24 protein-coding genes are annotated in these 25,898 nt (G+C 42.8%); 16 read left to right on the forward strand and 8 right to left on the reverse strand.

Annotated features, from left to right (window positions below; genetic code table 11):
* Positions 1 to 947: 947 nt before the first annotated feature.
* The 10 genes from QEP08_RS06335 (at position 948) to QEP08_RS06380 (ending at position 7,270) form a co-directional block, all read left to right on the forward strand.
* On the forward strand, positions 948 to 1,484 hold the full coding sequence (locus QEP08_RS06335; protein ID WP_285056642.1) for a hypothetical protein: 537 nt from the start codon (positions 948 to 950) through the stop codon (positions 1,482 to 1,484).
* Entirely contained in the window at positions 1,481 to 1,945 is a 465-nt protein-coding gene (locus QEP08_RS06340; protein ID WP_285056643.1) for a hypothetical protein, read from the forward strand. Before QEP08_RS06335 ends, QEP08_RS06340 begins: the two co-directional genes overlap by 4 nt.
* Positions 1,942 to 2,079, forward strand: a complete 138-nt coding sequence (locus QEP08_RS06345) for a hypothetical protein (RefSeq protein WP_285056644.1) — start codon at positions 1,942 to 1,944, stop codon at positions 2,077 to 2,079. Before QEP08_RS06340 ends, QEP08_RS06345 begins: the two co-directional genes overlap by 4 nt.
* Before the next feature lie 90 nt (positions 2,080 to 2,169).
* The gene (locus tag QEP08_RS06350) at positions 2,170 to 2,589 is read left to right on the forward strand and encodes a hypothetical protein (RefSeq protein ID WP_285056645.1); all 420 of its coding nucleotides are present in this window, start codon (positions 2,170 to 2,172) and stop codon (positions 2,587 to 2,589) included.
* A 4-nt stretch (positions 2,590 to 2,593) separates the two neighbouring features.
* Positions 2,594 to 3,139 carry an RNA 2'-phosphotransferase gene (locus tag QEP08_RS06355; RefSeq protein ID WP_285056646.1) on the forward strand — a complete coding sequence of 182 codons (546 nt, stop codon included), beginning with the start codon at positions 2,594 to 2,596 and terminating at the stop codon, positions 3,137 to 3,139.
* Between the two features lie 21 nt (positions 3,140 to 3,160).
* Positions 3,161 to 3,547 (forward strand): hypothetical protein, encoded by a 387-nt coding sequence (locus QEP08_RS06360; RefSeq protein ID WP_285056647.1) that lies wholly within the window; start codon positions 3,161 to 3,163, stop codon positions 3,545 to 3,547.
* 407 nt (positions 3,548 to 3,954) lie between these two features.
* A complete protein-coding gene (locus QEP08_RS06365; RefSeq protein ID WP_285056648.1) occupies positions 3,955 to 4,395 on the forward strand; it encodes a hypothetical protein in 441 nt (146 codons plus the stop codon).
* Positions 4,396 to 4,536: 141 nt separating this feature from the next.
* Complete coding sequence (locus QEP08_RS06370) at positions 4,537 to 5,697, forward strand: ATP-binding protein (RefSeq protein WP_285056649.1); 1,161 nt, start codon at positions 4,537 to 4,539, stop codon at positions 5,695 to 5,697.
* A 326-nt stretch (positions 5,698 to 6,023) separates the two neighbouring features.
* Positions 6,024 to 7,007 (forward strand): Rpn/YhgA-type helix-turn-helix domain-containing protein, encoded by a 984-nt coding sequence (locus tag QEP08_RS06375; protein WP_285056650.1) that lies wholly within the window; start codon positions 6,024 to 6,026, stop codon positions 7,005 to 7,007.
* Between the two features lie 11 nt (positions 7,008 to 7,018).
* Positions 7,019 to 7,270, forward strand: a complete 252-nt coding sequence (locus QEP08_RS06380) for an Rpn/YhgA-type helix-turn-helix domain-containing protein (RefSeq protein ID WP_285056651.1) — start codon at positions 7,019 to 7,021, stop codon at positions 7,268 to 7,270.
* A gap of 140 nt (positions 7,271 to 7,410) precedes the next feature.
* Here QEP08_RS06380 and QEP08_RS06385 read toward each other — a convergent pair whose 3' ends face one another.
* Positions 7,411 to 7,662, reverse strand: a complete 252-nt coding sequence (locus QEP08_RS06385) for a hypothetical protein (protein ID WP_285056652.1) — start codon at positions 7,660 to 7,662, stop codon at positions 7,411 to 7,413.
* Positions 7,663 to 7,712: 50 nt separating this feature from the next.
* Here QEP08_RS06385 and QEP08_RS06390 point away from each other — a divergent pair, with 50 nt between their 5' ends.
* Positions 7,713 to 7,946 carry an early set domain-containing protein gene (locus QEP08_RS06390; RefSeq protein ID WP_285056653.1) on the forward strand — a complete coding sequence of 78 codons (234 nt, stop codon included), beginning with the start codon at positions 7,713 to 7,715 and terminating at the stop codon, positions 7,944 to 7,946.
* A 199-nt stretch (positions 7,947 to 8,145) separates the two neighbouring features.
* Here QEP08_RS06390 and QEP08_RS06395 read toward each other — a convergent pair whose 3' ends face one another.
* The 6 genes from QEP08_RS06395 to QEP08_RS06420 form a co-directional block, all read right to left on the reverse strand.
* On the reverse strand, positions 8,146 to 8,517 hold the full coding sequence (locus QEP08_RS06395) for a hypothetical protein (protein ID WP_285056654.1): 372 nt from the start codon (positions 8,515 to 8,517) through the stop codon (positions 8,146 to 8,148).
* A 504-nt stretch (positions 8,518 to 9,021) separates the two neighbouring features.
* Complete coding sequence (locus QEP08_RS06400) at positions 9,022 to 10,947, reverse strand: sialidase family protein (protein WP_285056655.1); 1,926 nt, start codon at positions 10,945 to 10,947, stop codon at positions 9,022 to 9,024.
* A 292-nt stretch (positions 10,948 to 11,239) separates the two neighbouring features.
* Positions 11,240 to 12,004 (reverse strand): GLPGLI family protein, encoded by a 765-nt coding sequence (locus QEP08_RS06405; protein ID WP_285056656.1) that lies wholly within the window; start codon positions 12,002 to 12,004, stop codon positions 11,240 to 11,242.
* 7 nt (positions 12,005 to 12,011) lie between these two features.
* A complete protein-coding gene (locus QEP08_RS06410) occupies positions 12,012 to 14,768 on the reverse strand; it encodes an outer membrane beta-barrel protein (RefSeq protein WP_285056657.1) in 2,757 nt (918 codons plus the stop codon).
* A 9-nt stretch (positions 14,769 to 14,777) separates the two neighbouring features.
* The gene (locus QEP08_RS06415; RefSeq protein ID WP_285056658.1) at positions 14,778 to 15,479 is read right to left on the reverse strand and encodes a LytR/AlgR family response regulator transcription factor; all 702 of its coding nucleotides are present in this window, start codon (positions 15,477 to 15,479) and stop codon (positions 14,778 to 14,780) included.
* A gap of 2 nt (positions 15,480 to 15,481) precedes the next feature.
* Entirely contained in the window at positions 15,482 to 16,825 is a 1,344-nt protein-coding gene (locus QEP08_RS06420; protein WP_285056659.1) for a sensor histidine kinase, read from the reverse strand.
* A gap of 254 nt (positions 16,826 to 17,079) precedes the next feature.
* On the opposite strand from QEP08_RS06420, the gene QEP08_RS06425 reads away from it, so the two are divergent.
* The gene (locus QEP08_RS06425; protein ID WP_285056660.1) at positions 17,080 to 17,658 is read left to right on the forward strand and encodes an RNA polymerase sigma factor; all 579 of its coding nucleotides are present in this window, start codon (positions 17,080 to 17,082) and stop codon (positions 17,656 to 17,658) included.
* Positions 17,659 to 17,676: 18 nt separating this feature from the next.
* On the opposite strand, the gene QEP08_RS06430 is transcribed toward QEP08_RS06425, so the two are convergent.
* The gene (locus QEP08_RS06430) at positions 17,677 to 18,771 is read right to left on the reverse strand and encodes a beta-propeller domain-containing protein (RefSeq protein WP_285056661.1); all 1,095 of its coding nucleotides are present in this window, start codon (positions 18,769 to 18,771) and stop codon (positions 17,677 to 17,679) included.
* Positions 18,772 to 19,155: 384 nt separating this feature from the next.
* On the opposite strand from QEP08_RS06430, the gene QEP08_RS06435 reads away from it, so the two are divergent.
* The 4 genes from QEP08_RS06435 to QEP08_RS06450 all read left to right on the forward strand — a co-directional run bounded on the left by QEP08_RS06435 (position 19,156) and on the right by QEP08_RS06450 (position 25,870).
* Complete coding sequence (locus QEP08_RS06435) at positions 19,156 to 19,452, forward strand: GIY-YIG nuclease family protein (RefSeq protein ID WP_285056662.1); 297 nt, start codon at positions 19,156 to 19,158, stop codon at positions 19,450 to 19,452.
* A 178-nt stretch (positions 19,453 to 19,630) separates the two neighbouring features.
* The gene (locus tag QEP08_RS06440) at positions 19,631 to 20,800 is read left to right on the forward strand and encodes a FecR family protein (RefSeq protein ID WP_285056663.1); all 1,170 of its coding nucleotides are present in this window, start codon (positions 19,631 to 19,633) and stop codon (positions 20,798 to 20,800) included.
* Between the two features lie 165 nt (positions 20,801 to 20,965).
* Entirely contained in the window at positions 20,966 to 24,331 is a 3,366-nt protein-coding gene (locus QEP08_RS06445; RefSeq protein ID WP_285056664.1) for a SusC/RagA family TonB-linked outer membrane protein, read from the forward strand.
* Positions 24,332 to 24,352: 21 nt separating this feature from the next.
* Positions 24,353 to 25,870 carry a RagB/SusD family nutrient uptake outer membrane protein gene (locus tag QEP08_RS06450; RefSeq protein WP_285056665.1) on the forward strand — a complete coding sequence of 506 codons (1,518 nt, stop codon included), beginning with the start codon at positions 24,353 to 24,355 and terminating at the stop codon, positions 25,868 to 25,870.
* Positions 25,871 to 25,898: the final 28 nt, after the last annotated feature.

Here is a 25,898-nt window from a genome sequence, read left to right on the forward strand (position 1 = left end):
AGAAAATAGAACGTATAATTTAGATCAGACAAGCTGAATGCCCAGAACCTTAAGACGTAATAGAGTTAGCTACTTGGTTAAATTTTCCTAAGGAATGTTCATCTTGAACCGAAAACTTTTCGCATTATCTACTTTAATTTACTTTTTTTATAATTCGAGTACACACAATCTCTTTCAGCGCCAAACTGCAAAGCTTCAGTTACAGCTAACGCTGAATACATAATCCAGCCTCTAGCTTTATCGTTGATCCGTCTTAGGTTCCTGCAGTTCAGGTGCTTACCATACAGCTCAACTCAATCCACGCCCAAGCAATAATAAACCATGATAAACTACGGGCGCTGGCCGTAATTCCGAAGTTAGAGCCAGACAGCAGAATTATTCAGTTTTTCTATTGTTGATTTATACCTGCTACCCAAAACTTACATAACTTAGCACAAACAAAAAGATTATGTAAACAGCTAAATATTATATTTTTGCCAAATAATCCAAGAAATTGGAGCATTTAGCACCAAGAGCTTTGTTAGACTAAAACTGGTAATTTTAAACATTGACAAAGGGATAGGTGAAAGGTGCTCACGTGTAAAAGCGTGGGCCCGCTTATTCGTCAATGTGGGTATACCAGTACCTAGTCTAACGGATGTAGTGGGTACCGCGCTTTTTTCACGTTAATAGAAATAGTTCTTTCAGAGCGTCTTCAGCTAAGTCCCCAACTACATCCAGCAAAAGTTCCATTTATAATATCGGCCTAACAAGCTAAATGGAAATACAGATCAAAATTCTTTTCTCCCTCATACTTTGTCCACCAGACTAGGAGAGACTAATATTTCGATTCGCCTCGAAATTCAAGAGATCTCTCGTGCCTCGAGATGACGAGTTGCCCGGCATGACGAAGTCACCGACACCGCAAAACAACCAAACTAACAATTCATAAAAACCAAACTGACATAATGAAAACTACACCACTTATTTTAATGGCACTGCTGTGCCTCAATTTCTGCTATGCGCAAGACAAAAAGAACTGCCCAAAGCCAACAAAACCATCACAAGTAATAACGGCAAAGCCAGGCATTAAACCCAACAACTCCTCGGTCAACCAACCCTATAAATACGACTTTTCCGGTTTCAAGTCCGGTTATCAGCCCGGCTATATCGTCACCGACGATGCATTTATGAAGGGTAAAACCATCGTAGTGCGCAATTACTCCATCATCCAGCTGTTTACGCTTGCCCTGAGATTGCAGAAAGGCAATATAGACACTTCAAAGGAACAGGCGATCGGCAAAGACCAGATCGTTATAGAAGTGCGCCAGCCGGAAAAGCTCAATACACTTTACTGCTACAAGCTCGTAGTACCGTTTTACCTCACAGACAATTTCTACATCATCATGCATCAAAGCATCAACGAGGAATTCCCGCAGTACACCGCGAAAATGGAAAGAAGGGACGGGGCAGATGTCATGGTGATCAAAGACAAGGAACTATGAAAAGAGCTGCACAAGCGACAGAACACGTGATCCTGAGGGCCGTCACCAAAAGCAATTGGGACAGTTGCAATTTTGCCCTGCTGCACATCACACCGGAATGGGAACTGATCATGAGCCAGCGCCTGATGGCCCTGCAGCCATTCAAAAGTGATTTCAATTTCTACTGCCATACCTATTGGGATGCTCCGCTGGGCTATTATTCCTGCGACACGGAGGGCGACACCGGCCTGCTGCTTCAGCTCATGGAGCAGCGGCATGAGTCATGGGCATTTGTGGAATTGGACGATCCTGCAGAGCCCGACAGGTTAACGCTGACGGAAAGCGACCTCGATACGCACATGATGATGATCAATGCAGATGGCGGTGCATCTTTTATGTGTTTTGGCAAGCACACCGACGAGGAATATTCTACAGTAGGGTTCAGTTTAACCAGGATTTTAAAAAAGCATATAGCAGGATGACACCACGGGAAAAAGAATATTACCAGCAGATCCGCAGGAGGTTTGAAGATGAGCAAAAGATAGCAAGGGCGGTCAAATGGGCGATCTATGTGATGTTGGCAGGGTTGTTAGTCTGTTGGGTGTGGAACCTGTAGCAGGGGAGCGTATATCCATGAAATTTGAATGCAGCTAGGATATCAGTATACCTTTTTACCTTTTAGGTTTTTTGATCTTATATTTGAGTTATGAAATATCTTCTATCGCTCTTGCTTGTGATCGCATCCCTTGCCTCACATGCTCAATTATCTGAGCCTTTTTTTATAGGCAATTGGAAAGTAATGGATGTCGTTTTGACCAATGAAGCCGGTTCTACAGATAAAAAGGTCTTGACTATGCTCAAACCACCTTTGCTAAAAAGTACTTTTTTATTTCAGAAAAATCATAAGGGCGTTTGCAGAATTATAATGCCCGGGCTAGCAAAAGAATCTACACCGTCTCCAGATATTTACTGGACTTATAACCCAGATAATCAGCTATTATCTATTCAGGAATGGAAAGATCGCAGGGGATTTATTGCCAGATTTATTGTCACTGTAGCGGATGATGATGTTTCATTTGCTTTAACCGATTACCCCGTTATTTTGAAGGTAAAGAAGGTAAATTAGGAGTATGGACACTAAACAAATAAATTCAATCAGTAAATTTCTAAGTCTGGTCTTGCGCCATCGACCTGAATTGATTGGTATAGAGCTGGACAAGGAGGGCTGGGCTGATGTTAATTTCCTAATCCAGCAAATCAATGCCAGTGGCACATTTATCGATCGGGAGTTGCTGGATCTTGTGGTAGAAACGAATAGTAAAAAACGGTTTGCTTTTGATGAGCACAAAGAGCGGATCAGGGCAAGTCAGGGTCATTCAGTTGCTGTCGATCTGGGTCACAGTCCTCAGATCCCGCCAGATTTGTTGTATCATGGTACAGCGGAAAAATCTGTCAGTTCAATTTTGAATGCTGGCCTTGAGAAACGGGAAAGACAGCATGTACACCTCAGTCAGGATGTTCAAACGGCGACTCAGGTAGGGGGAAGGCATGGTAAACCAGTGGTATTAACCGTTCTGGCCGCTGAGATGCAGGCTGCAGGTCATTTGTTTTACTTGTCGGAAAATAAGGTATGGTTGACTGATTATGTACCGGTTCAATTTATTAGATTGCATTGAAGATCCTAACAGAATCCCAGAATGTCCGTTAAAGAAATCATCATTTTCTTGTTTATTCACTTGGTGTTGCCTTTAGCGGGACTTGCGGTTTACCTTCGTTTACTGGCAAGACTTAGAAAGCAGAACCTGGTAAGTACACTTGGAATTTATTTCTTCATCATCTTTGTAACCTATGGCGGTTTGTTAATGGTGGTGTTGACTGCGTTTTTTTGGCGGTGGTCAGGGATGGCTTCCTTAGGTACATTTTACTTGTTACTGCCTGCTCCGGTGTTAATGGGAATTACGGCATATAACAATAATAAGCTCAATTCACTTTCCAGGTACCATAGGCTCGCTTTTCAATTAGGGGTGTTTTACTTTGTGGTCTTTCCGGCAGTTGTCCTTATCATGTACTTTTCGAGGGCTTAGATCGGCCATTAATATTGAAAATAAATTCAAATATTTTGGAGTAAATCTCAGAATGTTGATAAACAGTGTAAATAATTAATTATTGATTAATGTTTAGATTTTTTATTTAACTTTGCAGGCACATTTAGAGAATTGGTTTTTTAAACTTAAAGGCATTCTAAAGGTTGATGTTAAGAAAAAGCAATTCCTCGAAAATTATGTTAAGATTTTTGACTACAGACCCCCTTACGCCTCCAATTGTTTATTCGATAACCTTTGACAAGGTTATGAAGTATGCATTGGTTCATTACGGAATGATTATGGAAGGGGGGCATGCTTTCTTAAAAAAGGAGAATGGTAAATGGGTGATTATTTCAGCGAAGCGGATTTGGCAGGAGTAGTTTTGGTTCACCGAATTCGGCTATCACATGGGCGCCCAAAGATTTGAAGTCAACCCAGCAGGGGATACGTTTGATAGTTTTGCGCAGGCTCTGAGTTTGAGAACTATAAACGGTTTTTTCCTGACAGAAAAGTTTTCCCTCGGTCTTGGTGTAGGTATTGAAGGTTATAAAACACCTGATGCCAATTTTTTTTACGATAGCTCCTTTCAGGTTTTTGCTGACGCCAGGTACTACTGGAAGAATGAAAAAAATACGCCTTTTGCTTATGCGGATTTTGGCCACTCCATACAGATCAACAACAATTTCCTGAATGGTATAAATATGGGCGCCGGCGTGGGATATAAATTTTCGCTTGGTGGTAAAACGGCTTTTCAAACGAGCCTGGGGTACAGTCAGCAGAACAGTAAAATGGGACTTCACAAGGAACGTTATCCGATGGGTACTTTACGTGCAGGATTTTTGTTTTAAGGTGTTACAGGTAGATGATCCCCGGCAATTATGGCAGTAGGGTATGGATATTGAAGAAAGCTATACCGCAACCGATTTATAGGATTTATCCTTGTAATTGTAATATTTAATATTACTTTTGCTAGGATGATTTTAAGGAAAATGAAATCCCAGGTATTAGAATTACTGCAGGAATTTCCTGCTGTTGCGGTATTGGGGCCAAGACAAGTAGGTAAGACTACGCTTGCTGAAGAAGTAGCATCTGATAACGGTTTTGATTACATTTATTTGGATCTGGAAAGGCCTTCTGATGCAGCTAAATTGGAAGAACCAGAGGCTTATTTTGAAGCACATAAGGGCAAACTGATTATACTTGATGAGATACAGCGTGTACCAGAGATATTTGCAGTGCTGAGAGGTGTGATAGACCAAAGGCGGAAGCAAGGGCTTAGAACAGCACAGTTTCTGATTTTGGGATCGGCTTCGCTGGATTTGCTGAAACAATCTTCTGAAACGCTTGCAGGGAGAATTGCCTATGAAGAACTGGCAGGTTTAAGTTGTGATGAATTACCTGAGCGTTCGGTAGCTGACTTGAACAGGCTATGGCTTCGGGGAGGTTTCCCTGACAGTTTTCTGGCCAGGAGTGATGCTGCCAGTTTACGCTGGAGAGACAATTTTATCAGTACTTACCTGGAAAGGGATGTGCCACTATTAGGCCCCAGAATACCTGCTGTAACTTTACGTAGAATGTGGACCATGCTGGCCCATCAACAAGGGGCACAGGTCAATATAGCGCAACTGGGCGCAAGCCTGGATATTTCAGCAGTAACGGCAAAGCGTTATTTGGAATTGCTGGAAGATTTGCTGTTGATCAGGACACTTCGGCCCTGGTCTGGTAACTTGGGGAAACGGTTGGTCAAATCGCCAAAAATCTACATACGGGATAGCGGACTTGTACATGCGCTGTTGAATTTGCATACGTTGGATGATGTTTTAGGGCATCCGGTTACGGGCCCAAGCTGGGAGGGATTTGTTCTGGAGAATATGCTGACTAGTCTTCCTGTTGGCGTAACGGCATGGTTTTACCGGACTTCGGCAGGAGCGGAAATAGATTTGGTCTTAGAAAATCAGCAGCAGAGGTTGGCTATCGAAATCAAAAGATCGCTTACACCATCAGTATCTAAAGGTTTCCATCTCGCATGTGATGATATACAAGCAACCCATCGTTATGTGGTATACCCGGGGGAAGAGGGTTATGCAGGTGTAAATGGTATTCAGGTGATTTCATTGCCAGAAATGATGAAGTTCATACAATCATGGTAAGATAGAAAACAATCTACTATATGGTTCCCGGAGCAATTCCGCAGGTATCTATGATCTCAACGATATGGTCGAAGTTATTGATCTTCTCCTTTTCCAAAAACTGTGGCTTTTCGTTCATTTTCCTAAGGATGGTAAGACTAAGTTAGCGTTTCTCATATCAAGAATAATATATTCCCTCATTTAAGATTCCCTGTTATCAAAATTTTGATTAATGTTTCAAATAATTGATTTATATTATTGTTTTTTGAAATATATGTTAATCATAATGTAATATTTATTTGTTATTGTGTGTTTATGGATATATATTTGGTGAAAATCAGATGTAAATGTTAGAAGAACTGACTGTTGAAGAGCCGATCGTTGAACTCAAGAGAGATCCCAATTATAAGAAGCAGCCTAAACGTGATGATGAATTATGGAAGGGAATTCTTGAAGATGTGTTTGAGGATTTCCTGAGGTTCTTTTTCCCGGATGCCGACGAGATTTTTAACATGGAGGGAAAGTTTAGCTTCATGGACAAGGAATTTAACAGGCTTTTTCCACCGGAGGAAAATGGTGTAGGGGTTCGTTATGTAGACAAATTAGTAAAGGTACATTTGAAAGCGGGTGGAAGCAGGTTTATCCTGGTTCATATTGAGGTTCAGGGGCAAAAAGGAGTCGAAGATCTGGGGTCGAGAATGTTCAGGTATTTTTACAGGGCCAAAGACAAGCACAACGTATCCATTACTGCATTTGCCATCCTGATTGATGAGATCAAAAGCTATCATCCAAAAGTATATAGAGAAGAATATCTGGGCACTAAACTCAGCTACGAGTTCAATACTTACAAATTCCTGGATCAGGATGAACAGGAATTGCGAGAAAATCCTAATCCATTTGCAGTAGTCGCTTTGGTGGCATTGCTTGCATTAAAAAATAAAAATGTTGATGATGAAGCTTTAAAACAGATCAAGCTTGATCTGACTAAAGAGCTGATAAAAAGAAAGGTAAGCAAGTCCAAACACATTAAAATCATGGACTTTCTTGCGTATTATGTTAATTTCCAAAATCCAGAAATGATGATTAAATTTGAAGAAGAAGTTGAACAATTAACCGGAAGGACCACACCTATGGGAGTCAGGGAAATATTACTGGACAGAGCTAAAAATGAGGGCCGTCAGGAAGAACGGGCTAAAGCGGAGGATGAGAAGAGAGAATTGGCGCGTGAGGTTGGTCGTGAAATAGCCCGTGAAATGTTAGCTGATGGAACTCCAATCGATCAGGTTATAAAATATACCCGGCTGTCTAAAGAAGAGATCGAAGAATTATAAGTCATCTCACAATGGGAGTCAGGGAAATATTACTGGAAAGAAGAGAAAGAGAGGGGCTTGAAAGAGGCCGTCAGGAAGAACGGGCTAAAGCGGAGGATGAGAAGAAAGAACTGGCGCGTGAGGTTGGTCGTGAAATAGCCCGTGAAATAGCCCGTGAAATGTTAGCTGATGGGGCTCCAATCGAACAGGTTATAAAATATACCCGGCTGTCTAAAGAAGAGATCGAAGAATTGTTAGTGATATCGTCAAGGGTACAGGGTTGAATCATCAGGAAATTGAAGAATTATAAGTCACTATGTATTGAATAAAAAATATTTAAAACAGGAATCCTCTTAGAAAAATCTAAGGGGATTTTTTGTTTTAGCAACAATTTTTAGAGTAAACTAGCGCACGTAACTTACAATTATCCCCCTTTCCACAATTCCTGCGGGACTTCTGCATACCTTCTGCGACAAAAAGTACCTCTAACCGCAGAAAGCAGGCTATTTAACCGCAGGAAGCCCGCAGGAGGCCGCTCCCAGCCGCAGAAAATAGTATTAAATCGTTTGGATTGGAGTATTAACAATGCGTCTTTAAGTGTTTGTTTATCCTGCTCATTATTGCTACATTTAGTAGCAGTTTGACCCGGAGACATCTCATTTACATAGCTTGTCATGCCTGCAAAACAACAAACAAATTACGCACTGCATAAATGTATAATTAAAAATGACAAACAAAAGTATCAGTATGATTATGCTGGCGATTGGCATGGCAATTACGGCCCAGGCGCAAGTATCACCAACAACTATCAAAGAAGACTTTAAACCCTCGTCAGTGAATCAGCCTGGTCAGGATTATCCGCAGGTAAACTCACAAGGCTATGCCCGGTTTCGGGTAAAGGCCCCACAGGCCGATAGCGTAAAGGTAAGTCTGGGCCTTGGTGGCAGGGGTGGAAGGTAAGATCAAGCCTTTTATTATTGTCATGACCTATGTGTCGCCAAATACTGCTCATGAGTTCCAAACCTGGCGGCGTAGCCTGCATGAACTGGCGCCTTTGTTGTTCAGAAATTAAGGGGTCTGAAAATCAGCTAAGCGGTTGGGTCAATTAATTCATTCACCTTGTTTAGATCTGGCATACCTGGCTTTTCGTTTTCATCTGTCAATTTTCTCGCTTTTGCTGATAATAAGTGACCACTTTGTGCAGGAAGGCTTCACCTTTAATGCGCAGATCATTGATTTCTTTGTGAAAAGCTTCGATCCGCTTTTCGATTTCTTTGTGATAGGCAGTGTTGCCGGTTCTGGGATCCCGGATCACGATGTTCTCCAGCATTCGCGCCATTTCATAATTTGACAATTCTGTATTTTGATACTTCAGGCCAAACTCTTCCGGTGTATACCATGCATTGTTGTATTTATTAAAAAGCCACATGTTTAGACGCAGGGCCTCCTTGACGATAGGGATGAGTTTCTGCTTGTCTGCCCGCTGCTGGTCCCAATGACTAAGTCTCGGGTTGTCCTGATATCCTTTCATAAAATTTCCCATGTTTTATAATGATGTCTTCAATTCTTGTCGTGTATTTGCGGGAAAGGTATTCCTGACGCATAAAACTTTCATAAAATTCAAAATTAGGTTGCTACAAAGTTATAACTAAATTAATTAGTATTTGTTAATATTTTGCTAATAATTTTAGGTTTAAAAATTAATGTCATTAAGATTGAAATAATAATTGAACGAAAATTCAGTTATTCGAAAAATTCGAATAGTTCAACAAGAAGGAAATCGGGAAGTTTCACACGAGATTGAATTTTACAACCTCGATGCAATTATTGCTGTAGTTATCGCGTGAATTCCAAGCAGGCCACGCAGTTTCGTATTTAGGCGACGAAACTACTTCGGGAGTTTATCATTAAGGGCTTTGTATTAGATGATGAACGCTTACGAAAAATTTCGGGTATCACAGGATCAGGCTTTTATAAGCGATTTCGAGAAAGAAGTAAAGCGGCTAAACAGCAACTGACTATTGCAGGAATAAACCTACGGACTAACCGTTCCGAAACGCAGTTGTATGTTATGTCCGCCACCGTCTCTTTTAACAGAGCTGACGATTGCAATTTCCTTTGGACCGAACTGGTATAATGAAGACCAGATGTTCTGGGTCCAGTCTACGGAATACAGGACTTTTTGCTTCCATGGTACAGCCGCATTGTTCCAGTTTTTACCGTAGTCCGGACTGATGGAAATGTAACCCGTGTTTGAAGTGACGACCAGACGGCCATCGCTCATTGAAAGCAGAAACGGACCTCCGTTTTGGAATCCTGGCAGATACTTTCCAAGGCCGGCGGGCCATTGAAAGCCATCGGGACTGGTTTTGTAATACACTGCACAGCCTTCAGTACCACAGATTTCATATACCAGGATGAATTCTCCGTTTTTCATTTTTGACCAGACAGGCATACCCGGACGGGAAAGATTGTACATCTTGTCGTAAACGATCATTTTCTCTTCTCCCCAGCTCTTTCCCATATCGGTGGATGTTTTTTGAGAGATGACTTGAGGTAGCCGTTCAGGGTCAGTCATGTGTTTTTCATTGGCATACATGACAGACAGGTCGCCATTGTCCATCTGTAAAATATGCGGTTCATAAACACCCTTATCGGGACTGCCCAATTCACCTGGTTTACCTTCATTGGCATCAATGGTGCTAATTTTTGTCCAGGATACTCCATTGTTTTTACTTTTATAAACTGGTAACCGGTAAGATTCCTGCCAGCGAACGGACCTGCAGGCCAGTACAATTGAACCATCTTTAAGCAGTGTTATTTCGGCATTGTCCAGATCCCTGCCTCGATCTGAGATTAGCGATATAGGCTTCCAGGTTTGACCATTGTCTGTGCTTCTGGCAATTTCCAGTTCCAGGCCCCCTGCAGGATCAGCCAAATAGCCTTTGTTGCGTGCAACTGTGTAGGCCGCCAGCCAGGTTTTCTCCTTCAATTTCAGCAGTCTGCAGTATTCCGATCCGTAGTTAGTTCTGTCTGTATGAGTAGGACTGTTGTTCCCGGTAATGGGTTCATTATCGATCACTATGGTTTTCCCCCATACCACTGCGGGTCTATTTCTTGTGGTATCGATGCTCCTGTTGTAGTCGTGCAGCGGGGATTGGATCAGGGCAAAAAATTTACTCAATTGCGTGCTGATATTAGCCTGGTACATTTCCGGACTTCCCTTCAATGCCTTGTTTTTCAACTGCTCCGCGGTGTATTTTGGAGGGGTCAGGTCGTAAGCTACATTGAAATGTTTTTTCCAGATGCCATCATCAGGTGTATAAAATGCCATTTCATATTCCTGCATGTGAAAACCCTGGTATCCGAAATGGCTGATCTTTTCGTTGACCATCGTATCGACGTATTCTTTGTAAAAATTGGCCAGTTCGGGGTCTTTAACGATCTTCGCCTCATAGCTTTTACACTCGTCAAAAAGCTGGATGTAAGTTTTATCCTGATCAAGCCAGATGAGGTATTTAGAGATGACGCTGGCACAGGGGTAAGGGCCGGGGCCTACAAAAATCGGTCTGCCAGTGCTTCCCTGGTTGTAGGAGTAGTAGGTAAACAGGTATTTGATGCCCTTTGATTTTAAAAGCGCGATCTTATCGTTGAGTCGGGTAAGATCGGTAGCGGTGTATTTGTTGTAGTATTCCTGTGCCAGTTTTTTATCGCCGCCTAGCCATGCGGCGTCGCCTCCGCTGATCCACAATTGCCTCCAGTATCCTGACGGGATATCCGCAGTTTCTTTTTCCATAATTTCGCGGGCTGCTTTGAAATGCTCTAAGGCAGCTTGATACTCCTGGTTTTGCAGTCCGAAGCGGCCCTTACTTAGGTGTTGATTGTAAGAAGATTGTGCGTTCGAAATCAAGCTGAAGAATGTCAGGAACAAAAGGGACAGGACAATATGTTTATTGGTCATTATGATGTTGATCTGCGTTTGAATGAAAATACAGATTTTTCTCTTCTGATTAAAACGTTGCTACTGAAAAATTATATAAACTTGCTACAAACCAGATCAGGTTATATTTGACATATGGATAACAGCCATCAACCATATTTAAATCCAGTGAGTTGGATGAGGATTCAGTTATCCGGAAAATCCGGACAACTGCCAATGACGGAAAAAATTACATTCCACCTGGCTGTTTAGAATTCGGAAATTTCAGAACAAGCGCAGAAGGCCGCTTCCAGGCGCAGAAAATGCTTTACCTTCAAAGCATGAATGCTTTCAAATTGACGGTAACTGGTTCCTTTCTTTGCTCAGACAGCTCCCGGAGCCGGAGTTTCAGACCTTTCCTATCTATCTGCCTGCCTTTTTTAGGTGCCCTGAGCGCAGCAGGTGCAACAGGACCTACGGCTACTTTCGAGGCGATCCAGTTGATGTGCTCGTGGGGCAGCGCGACCTGCAGGATCATTCCCGGGAGGCCAGTAAACGATTCAGGACCCCCCGGTACAGGGATTTGATCCGTATAGAAAGCCACGACATAGAGTGAATCCTGGGTCATTCCATTTGCCCTGCGGCAGCTATACCCGGCGATATCGCGCAACTCCGACGTCAGCCTCCAGCGTATCTTGCCAACACTGTCTTTAAGCAGGTAGGTAGCGTCATATACGGTCTTTTGACTGGCCAGGGTATGGTTGTTATGATTTACAAATACGGTACTGTTTTGCAAGGCGATCTGCGGAATAGAAAAGAAGCCTGCAGATAAATTGCCTGCGCTCACCGGCGTAAAGAGGGTTTCCCCGTTGTTAAAACTTAGTTTGCTGTACAGACGGGCAAACTGGGGTTGTTGCTGTTTATATTGTTCGAAAGCAAGTTCATTGACATTATCACCACCTGGCTTAAGTAAAGCATACATATTAATGGTTTTGGTATATTCAACCGTACCGGAAGTGATCAATCCGGTCTGTTGTGCCGACGCAGCATGGCTGCCGGACAGCAGTAGAATGACAAAAAGAAAGAAGAAATTTTTCATGGTTTGATTATTTGCTGGAGTTTAGGCTGTGGTTAAAATCATAGCTGAGTGACAGCATGAAATATCTTTTAATGGTAGTATAGGTGTTCTCTGTGATCAGGCTGCTGTTTATGCTGCGGTTAAAACCGGTATTTTGATTCAATAAGTCGTTGCCGGACAGCGATAGCTTCATGCTTTCATTCCTAAGGAAATTTTTGCTGAGTGCGGCATTGACCAACAGTCTTTCAAAGGGCGCAGGAAAGATGGCTGTTCGCGCGGTGTACTGATAATTGGCATTAGCCGCTAACTTCAATTTTCCTGGTAAATAAACATTCAGATCGGCGGTTGAGTTAAATCCCCGCCCATTATTATTGCGTTCCGGCTGCAGTGATGATGCGCTGACGGTATAGCTCGGTCCGAGGGTCACATAGAAATCATAGCGCTGCTCTACGTATTTAGTAAATCTCGCCTCCAGCCGGTAGGTGTTGGTATAGTATCGGTTTAGCAAATGGTTAACAAAACTGTAACTGCTCATTCCGTTGAAATCAAAATTGAGGCCTGCAATCAGATCAAGGGGTTTGATCTTCCTGTCGTAAAATAAAGCAATACGCGCGTTAGCGGGTTTGCGTCGGTAAAGGTTAACGAAGCCTGTTGTACTTTTACCAGCCGAATCCGTTATTACCTGGTTCACAACCGCTCCGGAGGTCAGCATGTAGCTGCCCCTGATCCCGATCAATTCACCACCGTTTGGTTCATGAGATTGGTAAAAAGTAAAAAAACGGTGGCTAAAGGCAGGTTTGAGGTACGGATTGCCGCTGGTGATGTTGAGTGGATCGTTGTTGATCAGTACCGGTTGCAGTTGCCCGATATTTGGTGGGTTGGCATTGCCTGCATAATTGAAACGAAGCGATGCCTGCTGCGAAAACTGGTAAAGCAAATTTGCCTGCGGATTCAGCAGCTGGAACTTACGGGCAAATAAGCTGCCGGTAATGCCGTCCAGCTGGCTGAACTTGACCAGGCTGCCATTGGCACCGCCGTCCAGTAATAACTTTCCTGCTTTAAAGTTGATCAGGGCATTGAACTGCTGGGTTGTTTGTGTCAGTTTAAAATCGTTGCTGTACAAACTGTCTAAAAGGCTGTAACCGCCGTTAAAGTCGCGGTTGTAGGACCGGCGGTCTGACCGGCTGTTGCCGCTGCCCAAACCGTAAGTTAGCATTAAGGCCAGTTTCCTGGAAATTGGCTCGCTGTAGGTGATGCTGCTATTGAATGCTTGATTTGTGAGCAGTAACGGCTTGAACTGATCCGTTTTTTCGGTACTATCCGGTTGGCCAGTCAGGAAAAAATCGAGCTTCGTGTTTAAATAACCCCGGGTATTATTCTTGTCTGCGGCCTCCACCAAATAAACAGCTAAGGTCCTTCCTTCCTTCTTCAGTTTATGGCTGTACAATACGGCTGCGCTAAACTGGTTTTTGGATCCGTTATTAGCTATGGTGGTGTGGTTTTCGTTCAGCTGCTGCCCGGCCGTATAAGCGTTTGAAATAAAGGTGCTTTTTGCACGGGTGTTTTTTTGTCCGCCGCTGAGCGTGATCTTAAGTTCAGTGTTTGGGCTGAATTTCTTCTGGTAAGCCACATCGGCAATTTGCCTGAAAATGAAATTCTGAAAGTTTCGGCCGGCACTGCTGTTGATGGTGCCCGCAGGCAGGTTATTTTCTGTCTCCGTCTGCTCGTCCCCGTCGACATTTAGCGCACCGGTCTTGAAATTGATATTGACCGATTGGTTGTCTTGCTGCCATTTGTGGTCATAATGCAGTCCGCCGGTTCTGGCCAGCGGCAGGCCCTGGCCGTTGTAGCGCCCGGAAAAAGATTCCAGTTCATCACCGCTTTCCAGGTGTATGACCGAGCCCTGCTGAGAAAGATCAACGTTAGATGAACCGTATTTGGCATTGTCCTGCCAATCCAGATTGGTCTTGCCATCGTTTCCCCAAATTCCGTAAGCAGAAAGCTTTTGTTTCGGTTTGAACAGGTTAAACATCCCTTCACTTTTATAGTATTTACCGGTGCCGGACCCTGCGGTCAATTTTCCGAAATAGCCATTCTTCTTATCTTCTTTTAAAACCACATTGATCGTTTTGTTTTTGACCCCATCGTCTATCCCGGTGAATGCTGCCCGGTCGCTTTTTTTATCATATAACTGGATCTTATCTACCATATCGGCCCGGATATTTTGGGTGACCAGGATAGGGTCATCACCAAAAAATTCTTCACCGTCCACCAGTACTTTATTGACCGCCTGCCCCTGAGCGGTAATGCGCCCGTTTCTGTCTACCTGTATACCCGGCAGTCGCTTCAGCAGGTCTTCTACTTTGTCGTTGGGATTTAATTTATATGCCTTCGCGTTGTATTCGGTGGTGTCGCCCTTGATCCTGACCGCGGAGATCGTCCCTTTAATGATCACTTCATTCAGCAGCACAGAAAGGGGTGTCAGCTTGATATTGCCAAAGTCTTTCAGCAAATGATTGCTGTCCAATACAAAATCTTCGGTATAATCCGCATAGTTTGGATAGGTTGCCAGCAGGATGTAATTACCGCTGCTTAGCTGATTTAGCATAAAGTTACCGTCGGCTTTACTGCGGGTGAAGGCCTGGATCAGCGAATCTTTTTTGTTCAGGATGACAATAGATGCCCCGGTAATTGTAACCCTGCCTTTTACACCATGATTCTGGGAAAAAACAGGCAAAGCAAGGGCGATTAGCCATAAAATGGCTATTAATTTAAATGGGTTCATAACGTAAGGTTAGCTTTTGTTTTTAATTAGGTTGTCGAGTTCCTGCCGGTAGGCCGAGCCCAAAGGCAGTTCCGTCTGCCCGACCCAGACGCTTGTTTTATCAATTCTGGTGATCAGTTGCCGGGCAACGATATAGGACCGGTGAATGCGGATAAATGATGTTTTTGGTAGCAGGCTCTCTGTCTCGTTCATTGTTAGCCTGGATAATATGGGCGGGCCATCGACCTGAAACCGGACATAATTACCCAGACTCTCCGCGTAGTGAATGGCGCTGAGCTCTACACGGACATGCTCATAGCCGCTTTTTATGAATATCGCCGGTTCAGGACCATTTGCCTGCGGGTAGCTCCGGCGGAATTCAAATTGCTCGGCAGCTTTATTGCATGCTTTCAGGAAACGTTCTGCTGAAAAAGGTTTCAAGAGGTAGTCTATGGCATTTAGTTCAAAACTTTGTACCGCATGCTCACTGTAAGCGGTTGTGAAAATAACAAGGGGCGGCTGGCTGACGGTCTGGATAAAGTCAAGTCCAGAGATCCCCGGCATTTTAATGTCGAGAAATAACAGATCCACTTGTTGCTGGTGCAGCAGGCTTACCGCTGACAGGGCATTGGTAAAACACTCCCTAAGGTCTATAAACGGGACTTCTGCTGCGAGATTTTTTATGATCTCCAGGGCTATGGGTTCATCATCGATCGCAATGGCTCTTAACATATTTATTCTGCTAAAGTGTTAATGATTAGTTCTGCTACAAACTCCTGACGCCGTATGCCATAATTCAGCTCGTGTTTGCCTGGATAAAATAAGTTCAGTCTTTCACGTACGTTTGGTAAACCAATTCCTGAATATTCCGCTTCAGGATCATTGGCGGCCGCGCTAAACAGGCTATTGCGCACCTCGAAACGGATTTCTTCGGCTTTGCAGGTCAGCGTGATCTTTACCCATGATTTTTCTGGCGGTTGTACGCCGTGTTTAAAGGCATTCTCAACAAAGGGGATCAGCAGCATAGGCACGATCAATTGACTGCCGGCACCTTCATCAATGGTCAGTTCAATGCTGGTTGACTCTTCGGGGAGCCGCAATTTCTGGAGAGAAATATAATTGTGGAGATAGTCAATCTCCCGGCTTAAGGGGATAAAATCGAGGTGGTTTTCACGAAGCATGAAGCGCATCATGTCGCCAAGCTTTTGTATGCCTTCGGCAGTTCGTTTTGAGCCGTCGAGCAGGGCCGTGCCATATAAGGTGTTCAGTACGTTGAACAGGAAATGCGGGTTGATCTGTGAGCGCAGGAACTGCAGGTCTGCTTTGGAGCGGGTCAGGGCTTTTTCAGCACGCTTTAGCCGAAACATCCGCCTGTTTTGCTGTATGGCATAAACAATCAATGCCAGGGTAATTAAAACATAGTAGCCGCGGAAGATGGCGAGGTTGTCGATCAGATGGAAAGCCACCCAAAAGAATGGAATCTTGATGAAGAGGATCAGGGCGGTGCTGATCTGGTTCAACCGTGAAACCCGGTAAGCGCTTTTAGGCAATCTTTCTGCTCTGGCAATAAGGTATTCCTTCAGGAAGAGGTAGACAGCGTATATCAGTACTAGTTTTAGTCCGTTGATACAGCCAAAAGTAAGGTCCTGAAGGGGTCTGTCATTGTATCCAAAAAGGGCATAGAACTGAAACAGGGGGCCATAGCTGTTCAGATAGGGCCTGGTGTAATAGGTTGCGGTATTTGCAGCTAATGCCAGCAGGCAGCCGAGCGCGCCGATCTGAAGCGCCACCCCGAGATAATACGCTGGTTTTTTTTTGTTCCGGAAGAGTACTGGAATGGTGAAAAAATTGAGACACAGATAAGTGGCATAAAATACCAGCAAGAGGCCTATTTGTGGCCATAAGAAGTTTAGGTAGATGTCGTACGCCAGGTGATTCCTTTGAAAGGCGAGCTCATAAGCTTCCAGATCTCCAGGGTTGATCAGTGCGATCCAAAGGTATTTGACCGTAACCGTTACCAGAATGAGGGTGATGACGATCAGCCCGTGTGTTTTCCATTTGACTTTAAACTGTTTCATATCTTTAACAAGATTAAAAGATATTCTGCTACGATCTTGAAAAATGTGACGGTTCCGCAGAAAAATGTGACGAAAAGTCAAAAGGTGCAATTCTCAGCGCGATCGGGACTGGTGAGGAAGCGGCGATCGAAAAATTTGAAGCGGCTATATAGCAAATAAAATTAGTATGCACCCTTATTCACGTTCCTACCGAAAAAATATATAAACTTGCCATAACTTATTCTTAACTTTAATAGGAGGGATTCATAAAAACGATGGCTGGTTATAGCTCTTATACCGATCAGGAATTGCTGGACTTGCTGAAGTCAGGCGATCATCTGGCATTTAGCCAGATATTTGAGCGGTATGGTTCGCTGCTGGTGTCGTTTGCCTGCAGGAAGGTTTATGATAAGGGACTTGCCGAAGATATCGTGCATGATGTTTTTGCTGATCTTTGGGCAAAACGCACGGTGCAGCAGATTTCAAAAGGATTTGAGCCTTTTATGTTTACAGCAGTACGCAACAGGATCCTGGACCATTATAAACATCAGAAAGTTTCGCAGCGGTATCTGGATAATTTTAAGGAATACCTGTCACAAACGGAAGACAGCGCAGACCACCTGATCCGGCAGCATGACCTGTCTTCCCTTATAGAACGGGAAATCGCCGCCCTGCCCGAAAAAATGCGCGTAGTGTTTGAACTGAGCAGGACTACCGATATGAGCCGTAAGGAGATTGCTGTCCATCTGGACATGCCGGAAGAGACAGTCAAGACCAACATGCACCGCGCGTTGAAGATATTGAAGGGGCGGCTGGGCGATTCGCTGATTATCGTCTTTCTGAGCCAGTTTTAATAATTGCAGATTGGCAGATCAATGTTCCGACTGCCCCGGTATTTCGGGAACGCCCGGGTCATCCAGTACCTGTACGGCAGTTCCGTCACCAACTGTTTGCCAGTCGTGCAGCACCCAGACCACTTTTTTATCTTTTGTGACTTCGATCATTTGCGGGCCCTTACCGTTTTGGCCGCGCGAGGTAAATATGGTGTTGCCATTGGCCAGCCTGGTGCAGGTTTGCGGGGCTGATGCAAATTGATACTGTGCAGGCAGGTCGGTTTTGCAATTGAACTCCCAAACGGTTTCTTTTTTTTCATTGACTTCAAAACTGCGCCACTCATTCTCGTCGGTGATCAGGGTATTGCCATTTTTCAGGCGAATGGCCGCCCAGGGTTTCGGTGTGTTATAACTCCAGATCTCCTTAAAATCCTTGTCGTACTCCACAACTTTGCCCTGACTTAAATACGAAAGGAGGTAGGTGCCCTGTGCCGTTAACCTGCCGCGTCTGAACTGACCATGCACACCACGCACATCGGCATTTTTGTAGGGTATCTCGCGTTCAACCTCGGTTTTTCCGGTTTTGTAATTGACAATGTACAATTTCGGCTTGGCAGCATTGACCACAAACATGATCTTGTCCAGACCGATGGGCTGGCAGCTGTGCACTTCAGCATGCTCAGGGCCGTTTTCCGCGAAGTCTTTTTTCCAGAGTACTTTTTTGTCGGGCGTGATTACGGCTACGTATTTCATCCGGGTAAAGAGGATGTTGCCGTTGGATATCATCCATACATCGTCATACTCAAAGCCTTTGCCGGTCTGGTAGGTCCAGATTACTTTTCCGTCATTTATTAACGACATACGGGTATTGTTTTCACCTAAATACAGCATGGAATGCTGGGCCAGGCCTTTTCCGGGCAGGTTTGCCGGTGCTTCTTCACCCGGAGTGATCATTGCCGAAGCTTCTTCCTGTGGTGCCATAGCGGGCACACCAGCTGCCGTGAACAGATGAAGCACATCCAGGCATGGTTTCTCCGACAATGCAGCTGTTTTTTTATTTTGCGCAAGTGCGAAATTTGCTGTGACGACCGCGCAGGTCACGAAAAGAAGACAGATGTTTAAAGTATGTTTCATAAAGAGCTAAAGCTTAGTGGTTTATTTTTGCACAACCTGGGTTGCTTTATTGACGAAAGTAAATGATTGGTAGAAAGATAAAGCAAGACAGGCCGGAAAAATCTACGCAATCGTGTGCGTAAAGAGTGGGGTCAAATGTGAAAAAATGAATATTCCAAGACTGGCCCAGCCTACTTTTCATATCCAAATATTTACCCATAAATATCCATAAGATTGATTTAGAATTCATTTTAGGCCATTATAAGATGTAAATCACAGCTCCTGTGAGTTTTCTTTTTTAATGGCACACTATATCCTCTTTTAGCGGCACACGTCATCCTGAATTTATTTCAGGATCTCGGAAGAGTAAAACCAATTATTATATTTGGACCTAAAATAACATCTATGGACAGAGGTGGTTGTATATACATTTTAGCCAATAAAGTTAATACGGTATTATATACCGGTGTAACCTCTGATTTGTATTTCAGGATTAAAGAGCATAAGGAAAAGCACAATCCAGATTCTTTTACTGCAAAATACAATTGTGATAGATTAATGTATTTTGAACAATTCAGCTCAATCGAGGAAGCTATTGTTAAAGAAAAGCAAATAAAGAATTGGCGAAGGTCTTGGCAAGTCAACTTAATCAATTCCACAAATCCAGAATGGGAGGATTTATTTGATAGTATTGAGCCCTAAACTATCTTGTCCGAGATCCTGAAATAAATTCAGGATGACGACCGATAAATAGATTGTGCCATCAAACATGCTCAAAGTGTGCCATTAAAAAAGAAAGTTCACAGCTCCTAAAAATTATTTAACATTATTTGAACCCTTGCTTAATACTTAATCGTCATGTCTTTAAATAGGGTAAAAAATGAAAGTATCGGATCACGAGGATTTATTTAAAAGGTATCAGTCGGGGGAAGTGAGCCCGGAAGAGCGCGTGATCGTTGAGGATTATATCCTGAACAATAGATTTAATGAACTGCGGCTTTCGGAAGAGGAATTGGAGGCGATTACTGCCAGACTTGCGCAAAGGATCGGCAGGATTGCTGATGGTGAACGGCAGGCGGTGCCGTTGTACCGCAGGTGGAGGGGCATTGCGGTTGTCGCAGCTGCGGTAGGAGCGATAGCGATTGGGGTTTATTTCTTTAATGCTAACCGTCATGCTAACACGCCTCCCCGAAATGAATTCGGGGCAGGATCTCAAGATATAGCTCCGGGTAAGAATGGTGCGACGATAACATTGGCTAATGGTAAGGTGATAGCGTTGAGTGATGCGAAGAGCGGGGTTATTGTGGGAGGTGGCAAATTAGCCTATTACCCGTCATTGCGAGGAGGAACGACGAAGCAATCTCCCCTGCATGATGAGATTGCTTCGATACCTCGCAATGACGGGGAGGGTAAACAACAGATCACAGCCAGTACCGCTAAGGGCCAGACGTACCGGTTTACTTTGCCGGATGGAACGAAGGTCTGGCTGAACGCTGACTCAAAACTTGAGTTTCCATCCAGTTTTGTGAATAGCAAAACAAGAAATGTGAAATTATCAGGTGAAGGGTATTTTGAAGTGGCAAAAGATAAAGCCCATCCTTTTATTGTTGAGACGAAGCGACAACAGATAGAAGTGCTGGGTACGCATTTCAATGTAAGTGCGTATGCCAATGATGTAGCGATGAAAACAACGCTGTTTGAAGGAAAGGTAGCGGTAACCGAAGATGGAAGCAGGCTGACCTTAGATCCCGGTGACCAGGCTTACAGCGGACTGGATGGCGTAAGGGCGAAAACCCTGATGAACCCGGAAGCAGAAATTGACTGGAAGAACGGCGACTTTATATTCCGGAATGAGGCTCTGGAGTCGATCATGAGCAGGGTAGCCCGATGGTACAATATAGAAGTAGTGTATGCACCGGGGGTAGACCGGATGCAGAGCTTTAGTGGGTCGGTATCGAGGAGTAAGCCGGTGTCTGCCATATTGGGGATCATACAGCTGACCAAACAGGTAAAGTTTAAAATAGAAGGCCGAAAGGTCTATGTACAATAAAAAAATAAGAAGCAATAAATAAATCAACCAAATAAACAACTAACCAAACAAACATGAAAAAACTTTACAGAAATGACCCGTAGATAATCATCCTTTTTACGAACAAAGCCTGCCACCGATTGCAGTCGGAAACAGGCCTAATGTTCAGGTTTACCCTATTGAATAATGCGAATTAAGGAACAAAGTAAAAACCTAAACGAAGTAAAAGTAATGAATTTTTACCTTAAAAGCCTATGCCGGCCCCGAGCAGGTATGGCGAAAATTTTGTTGGTGATGAGACTAATTGTAGTACTATTGACAGCCACAATCTTACAGGTCAGCGCGAGCAGCTATGGCCAGAGTGTGACTCTGAAACGAGACAGGGCATCACTGGTCAATGTGTTCACTGAGATCAGGAAACAAACAGGCTACGATTTTTTCTATAGCGATAAGATGATGGCCAATGCCAAACCCATCAGTATAGATCTAAAACAAGCAAGCCTGGAAGAAGCGCTGAAACAGATATTTGAAAATCAGGCCCTGCAATACGAACTGAAAGACAAAACCGTCATTATCCAACCTAAAGAACCTACCTTTCTGGAGCGACTGGCGGACCGCTGGGCTGCTATTGACATCTCTGGTACTGTACTGGATGATAAAGGTATACCGCTGCCGGGGGCGACGGTGAAAGTGAAGGATGGTAAAGGGGCGGCTCTAACAGACGCGAAAGGACGGTTTTTGATTGAAAATGTGGCTGATGATGCGATAATTTTGATTTCATATACCGGTTATGTGAGTAAAGAAGTACCTGCGAAAGCCGACATGGGAGCGATTGTGATGACCCTGTCGGTAAACCCATTAGACCAGGTACAGATTATTGCTTATGGGACGACTACGCAGCGGTTATCGACCGGTAATGTGACGACGATTAAGGCGGATGTGATTGAGAAACAGCCTGTGAATAATCCGCTGCTTGCATTGCAGGGCAGGGTTCCGGGTTTGTTTATTGAGCAGGCGACAGGTGTTGCAGGTGGAGCCGTTAAAGTTAAAATTCAAGGGAGAAATAGTCTTCGTAATGGCAGTGATCCCTTATATGTAATTGATGGTGTTCCATATTCTTCGCAACTACTCCCAACCGCAAATCCGGGGTTTGATATACTTCAAGGGGGGAGTCCAATGAGTTTCCTCAATCCGTCAGATATTGAAAGTATTGACGTATTAAAAGATGCCGATGCAACAGCTATTTACGGCTCCCGAGCCGCGAATGGTGCAATATTGATTACAACGAAGAAAGGTAAGCAAGGAAGTGTCGGCATTACTACAAGTTTGCAATCTGGGATCGGGAAGGTAGGAAAAGAACTAGATGTGCTAAATACACACCAATATTTGGTCATGCGTCGCGAGGCCCTAAAAAATGATAACCTAGAAATTTCCTCGACAGACTATGATATTAATGGTCTTTGGGACACTACCAGACATACAAATTGGCAAAAGAACCTTATCGGCGGAACAAGCAGATATCATGATCTTCAAAGCTCTGTTTCGGGGGGATCACGGACAACTCAATTTACCGTTGGGGCAGGATACCATAGAGAAACGACAGTTTTTCCTGGCGATTTTAATAATACAAAGGGATCTGTAAGATTTAATATTAGTAGTGGGTCTGAAAATCAAAAATTTAAACTACAAATTGGCGGAGCATATTTGATTAACAATAATCAACTTCCAAATGAGGACTTAACGAATACAGCTATACAAATGGCTCCAAATGCACCGCCTTTATACAATTCAGACGGGACACTTAACTGGGCGTCAGATGCTGTAGGAAATTCAAGTTTTTCTAATCCTTTGGCTTTGTTGTATGTGAATTACAGGAATGAAAGTAATAATATAATTGCTAATTCAACAATTGGTTATCAATTAATTCCAGGATTAGAGATTAAGAGTGCTTTCGGATATACCAATCTAGAAACGGATGAGACAACAACTTATTCTTCTTTAGTAACCCCACCTGAATTCAAGGAATACAATACCAGGCAGGCTTATTTTGGAAATGCAAAAATTAATACCTGGAATATAGAGCCTCAGGTCACATATCATAAAGTCTTTAAAAATGGGGTATTAGATGTTCTAATGGGAGGTACCTCTCAAAGGACAAAGAGAACTTCTTTGCAATTAGGTGGTTATGGGCAGTTAAGCGATAGTGCTTTAGAAGATCTCAAGTCAGCACCCACAGTAAATGTCATCTCAACATTAGATGAGTTATATAGGTACGCAGCTTTATTCGGGCGGATTAATTACAAATTAAAGGAAAGATATATTTTTAGTCTGAATGCCCGCAGAGATGGTAGCAGCAGGTTTGGACCAAAAAATCAGTTTCATAATTTTGGGTCTGTTGCAGCAGCCTGGATTTTCTATGAGGAGAATTTAATTAAACAAACATTTAATTTTTTGAGCTTTGGAAAATTAAGAGCTAGTTATGGTACTACTGGCAATGATCAGATTGGTGAATATCAATTTTTAAGTATGTATAATCCGATCAATACTCCAAATCCATATCAAGGAGCATTGGGTCTTAGTCCGAGAAATATAGCTAACCCGTATATCGCCTGGGAAGAAACAAGAAAATTAAATATTGGCTTAGACCTAGGTTTTATTGATAATCGAATTATTCTTAACACAAATTATTCTCGTAATAGAAGTTCAAATCAGATAGTAAATTATGCTTTGTCTAGTTTTGCTGGGTTTTCGTCGATTTTGGTGAATTTACCAGCTTTAGTTCAGAATTCAGGTTGGGAATTATCTTTGTCCACTATAAACCTAAAGCACAACAATTTTTTATGGAATACCAATCTCAATTTAACCGTTCAAAAGAACAAACTTTTGGAGTTTCCAGGCCTTGCCGAGAGTTCTTATTCAAAAACCTATTTTATTGGGAAGCCAATTACTGGTCAACAGATCTTACGTTATTATGATGTCGATCCTTCCACTGGTACTTATAGGTTTTTAGATAAGGATGGAAATTTGACTAGTAAGCCAAATGACTTGACAGATAAAACGTTCTTCATAGATATGACTCCAACTTATTATGGAGGGTTTCAGAATACTTTTTCATACAAAAATTTTGGACTAGATTTTCTACTCCAATTTGTAAAACAAAAAGCATTTGGGAGTTCATTTGGGTCTTATCCCGGCAGGTTTGGAGGTAATCAACCTACTTCAGTTATGTCGCGTTGGCAAAACCCTGGAAATCAGTCGGATATTCAGCGATTTAATTCGGACTTTTCCTTAAGTACCGGAGCAGGAAGAGCAGCTCAAAGTACTGCAAATTGGATCGATGCTTCCTATATAAGATTGAAAAATATATCTATAACCTGGGAGGTTCCAGAGAGGTTTCGAAACACATTGAAACTCAAAAGTTGTACCATTTATGCACAGGTTCAAAATCTGTTTACTATCACAGATTATAACGGTTTAGATCCAGAAACAAAAAATCTTAGTGGCTTACCACCTCTCAAGGTAATGACGCTGGGAATTAAGTTTGGGTTATAATAGTTTAAGAAATAATAAGATATGAAAAATTATATAATACAATTCAGAGCTTTAAATTCTATCTGGTATGCAGTGAAAATAAATGTTGGGTGCATTTTACTATCCATTTGCATTTTATTTGGGGGGTGTAAGAAACTTATTAAGGTTGAAGGTCCACATACAAGTACAAACTCTATAAATGTTTACGATTCTGACGTAACTGCGGCAGCGGTTCTCACAGGAATTTATACATCCATGGTTTCTGATGGGCTTCGTAGCGGAGGGATAGCGTCGATGACATTGTTCCCTGCTCTGTCGTCTGACGAATTGATCCTTTTTGGGGGAATAAATGCCTCACAAAAGCAATATATACCTTATTTTATGAATGACCTTAACAATTCAAATACAACTGTTAACACGGGGAAATTCTATTCGGCAATTTATGTTATAAATTCGGCAATCGAAGGTTTGAACGGTTCAGAAAAACTTACTCCTAGCGTAAAAACGCAATTGTTGGGAGAGGCATTGTTTATGCGTGGCTTCTTTTACTTTTATCTGGTGAACTTATACGGGGATGTTCCTTTAGTGTTGACAACAGACTATAAGAGTAATTCGTCGATGCCAGCTTCGGAAAAAAAAATAGTCTATGAGCAGATTATTAAGGATCTTAAGGAGGCAAGAGATTTCTTGAGTCAGCAATATCTAAAAAATGATGGCCAGACTTCCTATCCTTTAGGACAAGAAGAGAGGGTTAGACCAACAAGGTGGGCTGCTATAGCACTTTTGGCTAGGACATACCTATATACCGAGAATTGGCAAAATGCGGAAGAGGCTTCAACTTCGCTTATAAATCATGTCTCTTTATTCCATCTAACTATGCTTGAAAATACTTTTCTTAAAAACAATAGTGAAAGCATCTGGCAATTACCTCAAGTTAATACGACTCTCATCTCTAATACGGAGGAAGCCTATGTTTTTGTGTTACCTTCAACTGGTCCGTCTACTGGTGTATTCTATCCATTTTATTTAAATCGACGACTTGTTGATAGCTTTGAGCCAAACGATCTAAGAAAGAAGATATGGTTAAACAGTGTTAGCGTAGGAGACATTGAATATTATTATCCTTTCAAATATAAAGTTAATGAACAAAATATGCCGATTACCGAGTATAATGTCGTATTACGCCTGGGAGAACAATATTTAATTCGTGCGGAGGCAAGGATTCGAAATGGTAAAATTCAAAATGGGGTCTCCGACCTCAATCTTGTCAGAGCACGTGCCACAGATCAATCTCCGGGTTCAATTAAGTTGCCGCAATTGCCGGAAAATTTGTCTGAAGAAAATGCATTAAAGGCAGTGTTGCATGAACGTCAGGTCGAGTTATTTATGGAATGGGGTCATAGATGGTTCGATCTAAAAAGAATGGGATACGTAAATGAAATCATGACTACAGTAACAAAGGAAAAAGGAGGCATCTGGAATTCTAATTGGCAGTTATATCCCTTTTTCTTAGATGATTTAAAGTATAATTCTAATTTGGTTCAAAATGCGGGGTACTAAACCGATAATTGTCCATTCGTAACTATTT

The organism is Pedobacter ginsengisoli (assembly GCF_030244015.1).
GTDB classification, from domain to species: domain Bacteria; phylum Bacteroidota; class Bacteroidia; order Sphingobacteriales; family Sphingobacteriaceae; genus Pedobacter; species Pedobacter ginsengisoli.

Excerpts from the sequence above, each read along its gene's own strand:
- QEP08_RS06335 (WP_285056642.1), top strand. The coding sequence starts at position 948 with ATGAAAACTACACCACTTATTTTAATGGCACTGCTGTGCCTCAATTTC.
- QEP08_RS06340 (WP_285056643.1), top strand. The coding sequence starts at position 1,481 with ATGAAAAGAGCTGCACAAGCGACAGAACACGTGATCCTGAGGGCCGTC.
- QEP08_RS06345 (WP_285056644.1), top strand. The coding sequence starts at position 1,942 with ATGACACCACGGGAAAAAGAATATTACCAGCAGATCCGCAGGAGGTTT.
- QEP08_RS06350 (WP_285056645.1), top strand. The coding sequence starts at position 2,170 with ATGAAATATCTTCTATCGCTCTTGCTTGTGATCGCATCCCTTGCCTCA.
- QEP08_RS06355 (WP_285056646.1), top strand. The coding sequence starts at position 2,594 with ATGGACACTAAACAAATAAATTCAATCAGTAAATTTCTAAGTCTGGTC.
- QEP08_RS06360 (WP_285056647.1), top strand. The coding sequence starts at position 3,161 with ATGTCCGTTAAAGAAATCATCATTTTCTTGTTTATTCACTTGGTGTTG.
- QEP08_RS06365 (WP_285056648.1), top strand. The coding sequence starts at position 3,955 with ATGGGCGCCCAAAGATTTGAAGTCAACCCAGCAGGGGATACGTTTGAT.
- QEP08_RS06370 (WP_285056649.1), top strand. The coding sequence starts at position 4,537 with ATGAAATCCCAGGTATTAGAATTACTGCAGGAATTTCCTGCTGTTGCG.
- QEP08_RS06375 (WP_285056650.1), top strand. The coding sequence starts at position 6,024 with ATGTTAGAAGAACTGACTGTTGAAGAGCCGATCGTTGAACTCAAGAGA.
- QEP08_RS06380 (WP_285056651.1), top strand. The coding sequence starts at position 7,019 with ATGGGAGTCAGGGAAATATTACTGGAAAGAAGAGAAAGAGAGGGGCTT.
- QEP08_RS06385 (WP_285056652.1), bottom strand. The coding sequence starts at position 7,662 with ATGACAAGCTATGTAAATGAGATGTCTCCGGGTCAAACTGCTACTAAA.
- QEP08_RS06390 (WP_285056653.1), top strand. The coding sequence starts at position 7,713 with ATGACAAACAAAAGTATCAGTATGATTATGCTGGCGATTGGCATGGCA.
- QEP08_RS06395 (WP_285056654.1), bottom strand. The coding sequence starts at position 8,517 with ATGAAAGGATATCAGGACAACCCGAGACTTAGTCATTGGGACCAGCAG.
- QEP08_RS06400 (WP_285056655.1), bottom strand. The coding sequence starts at position 10,947 with ATGACCAATAAACATATTGTCCTGTCCCTTTTGTTCCTGACATTCTTC.
- QEP08_RS06405 (WP_285056656.1), bottom strand. The coding sequence starts at position 12,004 with ATGAAAAATTTCTTCTTTCTTTTTGTCATTCTACTGCTGTCCGGCAGC.
- QEP08_RS06410 (WP_285056657.1), bottom strand. The coding sequence starts at position 14,768 with ATGAACCCATTTAAATTAATAGCCATTTTATGGCTAATCGCCCTTGCT.
- QEP08_RS06415 (WP_285056658.1), bottom strand. The coding sequence starts at position 15,479 with ATGTTAAGAGCCATTGCGATCGATGATGAACCCATAGCCCTGGAGATC.
- QEP08_RS06420 (WP_285056659.1), bottom strand. The coding sequence starts at position 16,825 with ATGAAACAGTTTAAAGTCAAATGGAAAACACACGGGCTGATCGTCATC.
- QEP08_RS06425 (WP_285056660.1), top strand. The coding sequence starts at position 17,080 with ATGGCTGGTTATAGCTCTTATACCGATCAGGAATTGCTGGACTTGCTG.
- QEP08_RS06430 (WP_285056661.1), bottom strand. The coding sequence starts at position 18,771 with ATGAAACATACTTTAAACATCTGTCTTCTTTTCGTGACCTGCGCGGTC.
- QEP08_RS06435 (WP_285056662.1), top strand. The coding sequence starts at position 19,156 with ATGGACAGAGGTGGTTGTATATACATTTTAGCCAATAAAGTTAATACG.
- QEP08_RS06440 (WP_285056663.1), top strand. The coding sequence starts at position 19,631 with ATGAAAGTATCGGATCACGAGGATTTATTTAAAAGGTATCAGTCGGGG.
- QEP08_RS06445 (WP_285056664.1), top strand. The coding sequence starts at position 20,966 with ATGCGAATTAAGGAACAAAGTAAAAACCTAAACGAAGTAAAAGTAATG.
- QEP08_RS06450 (WP_285056665.1), top strand. The coding sequence starts at position 24,353 with ATGAAAAATTATATAATACAATTCAGAGCTTTAAATTCTATCTGGTAT.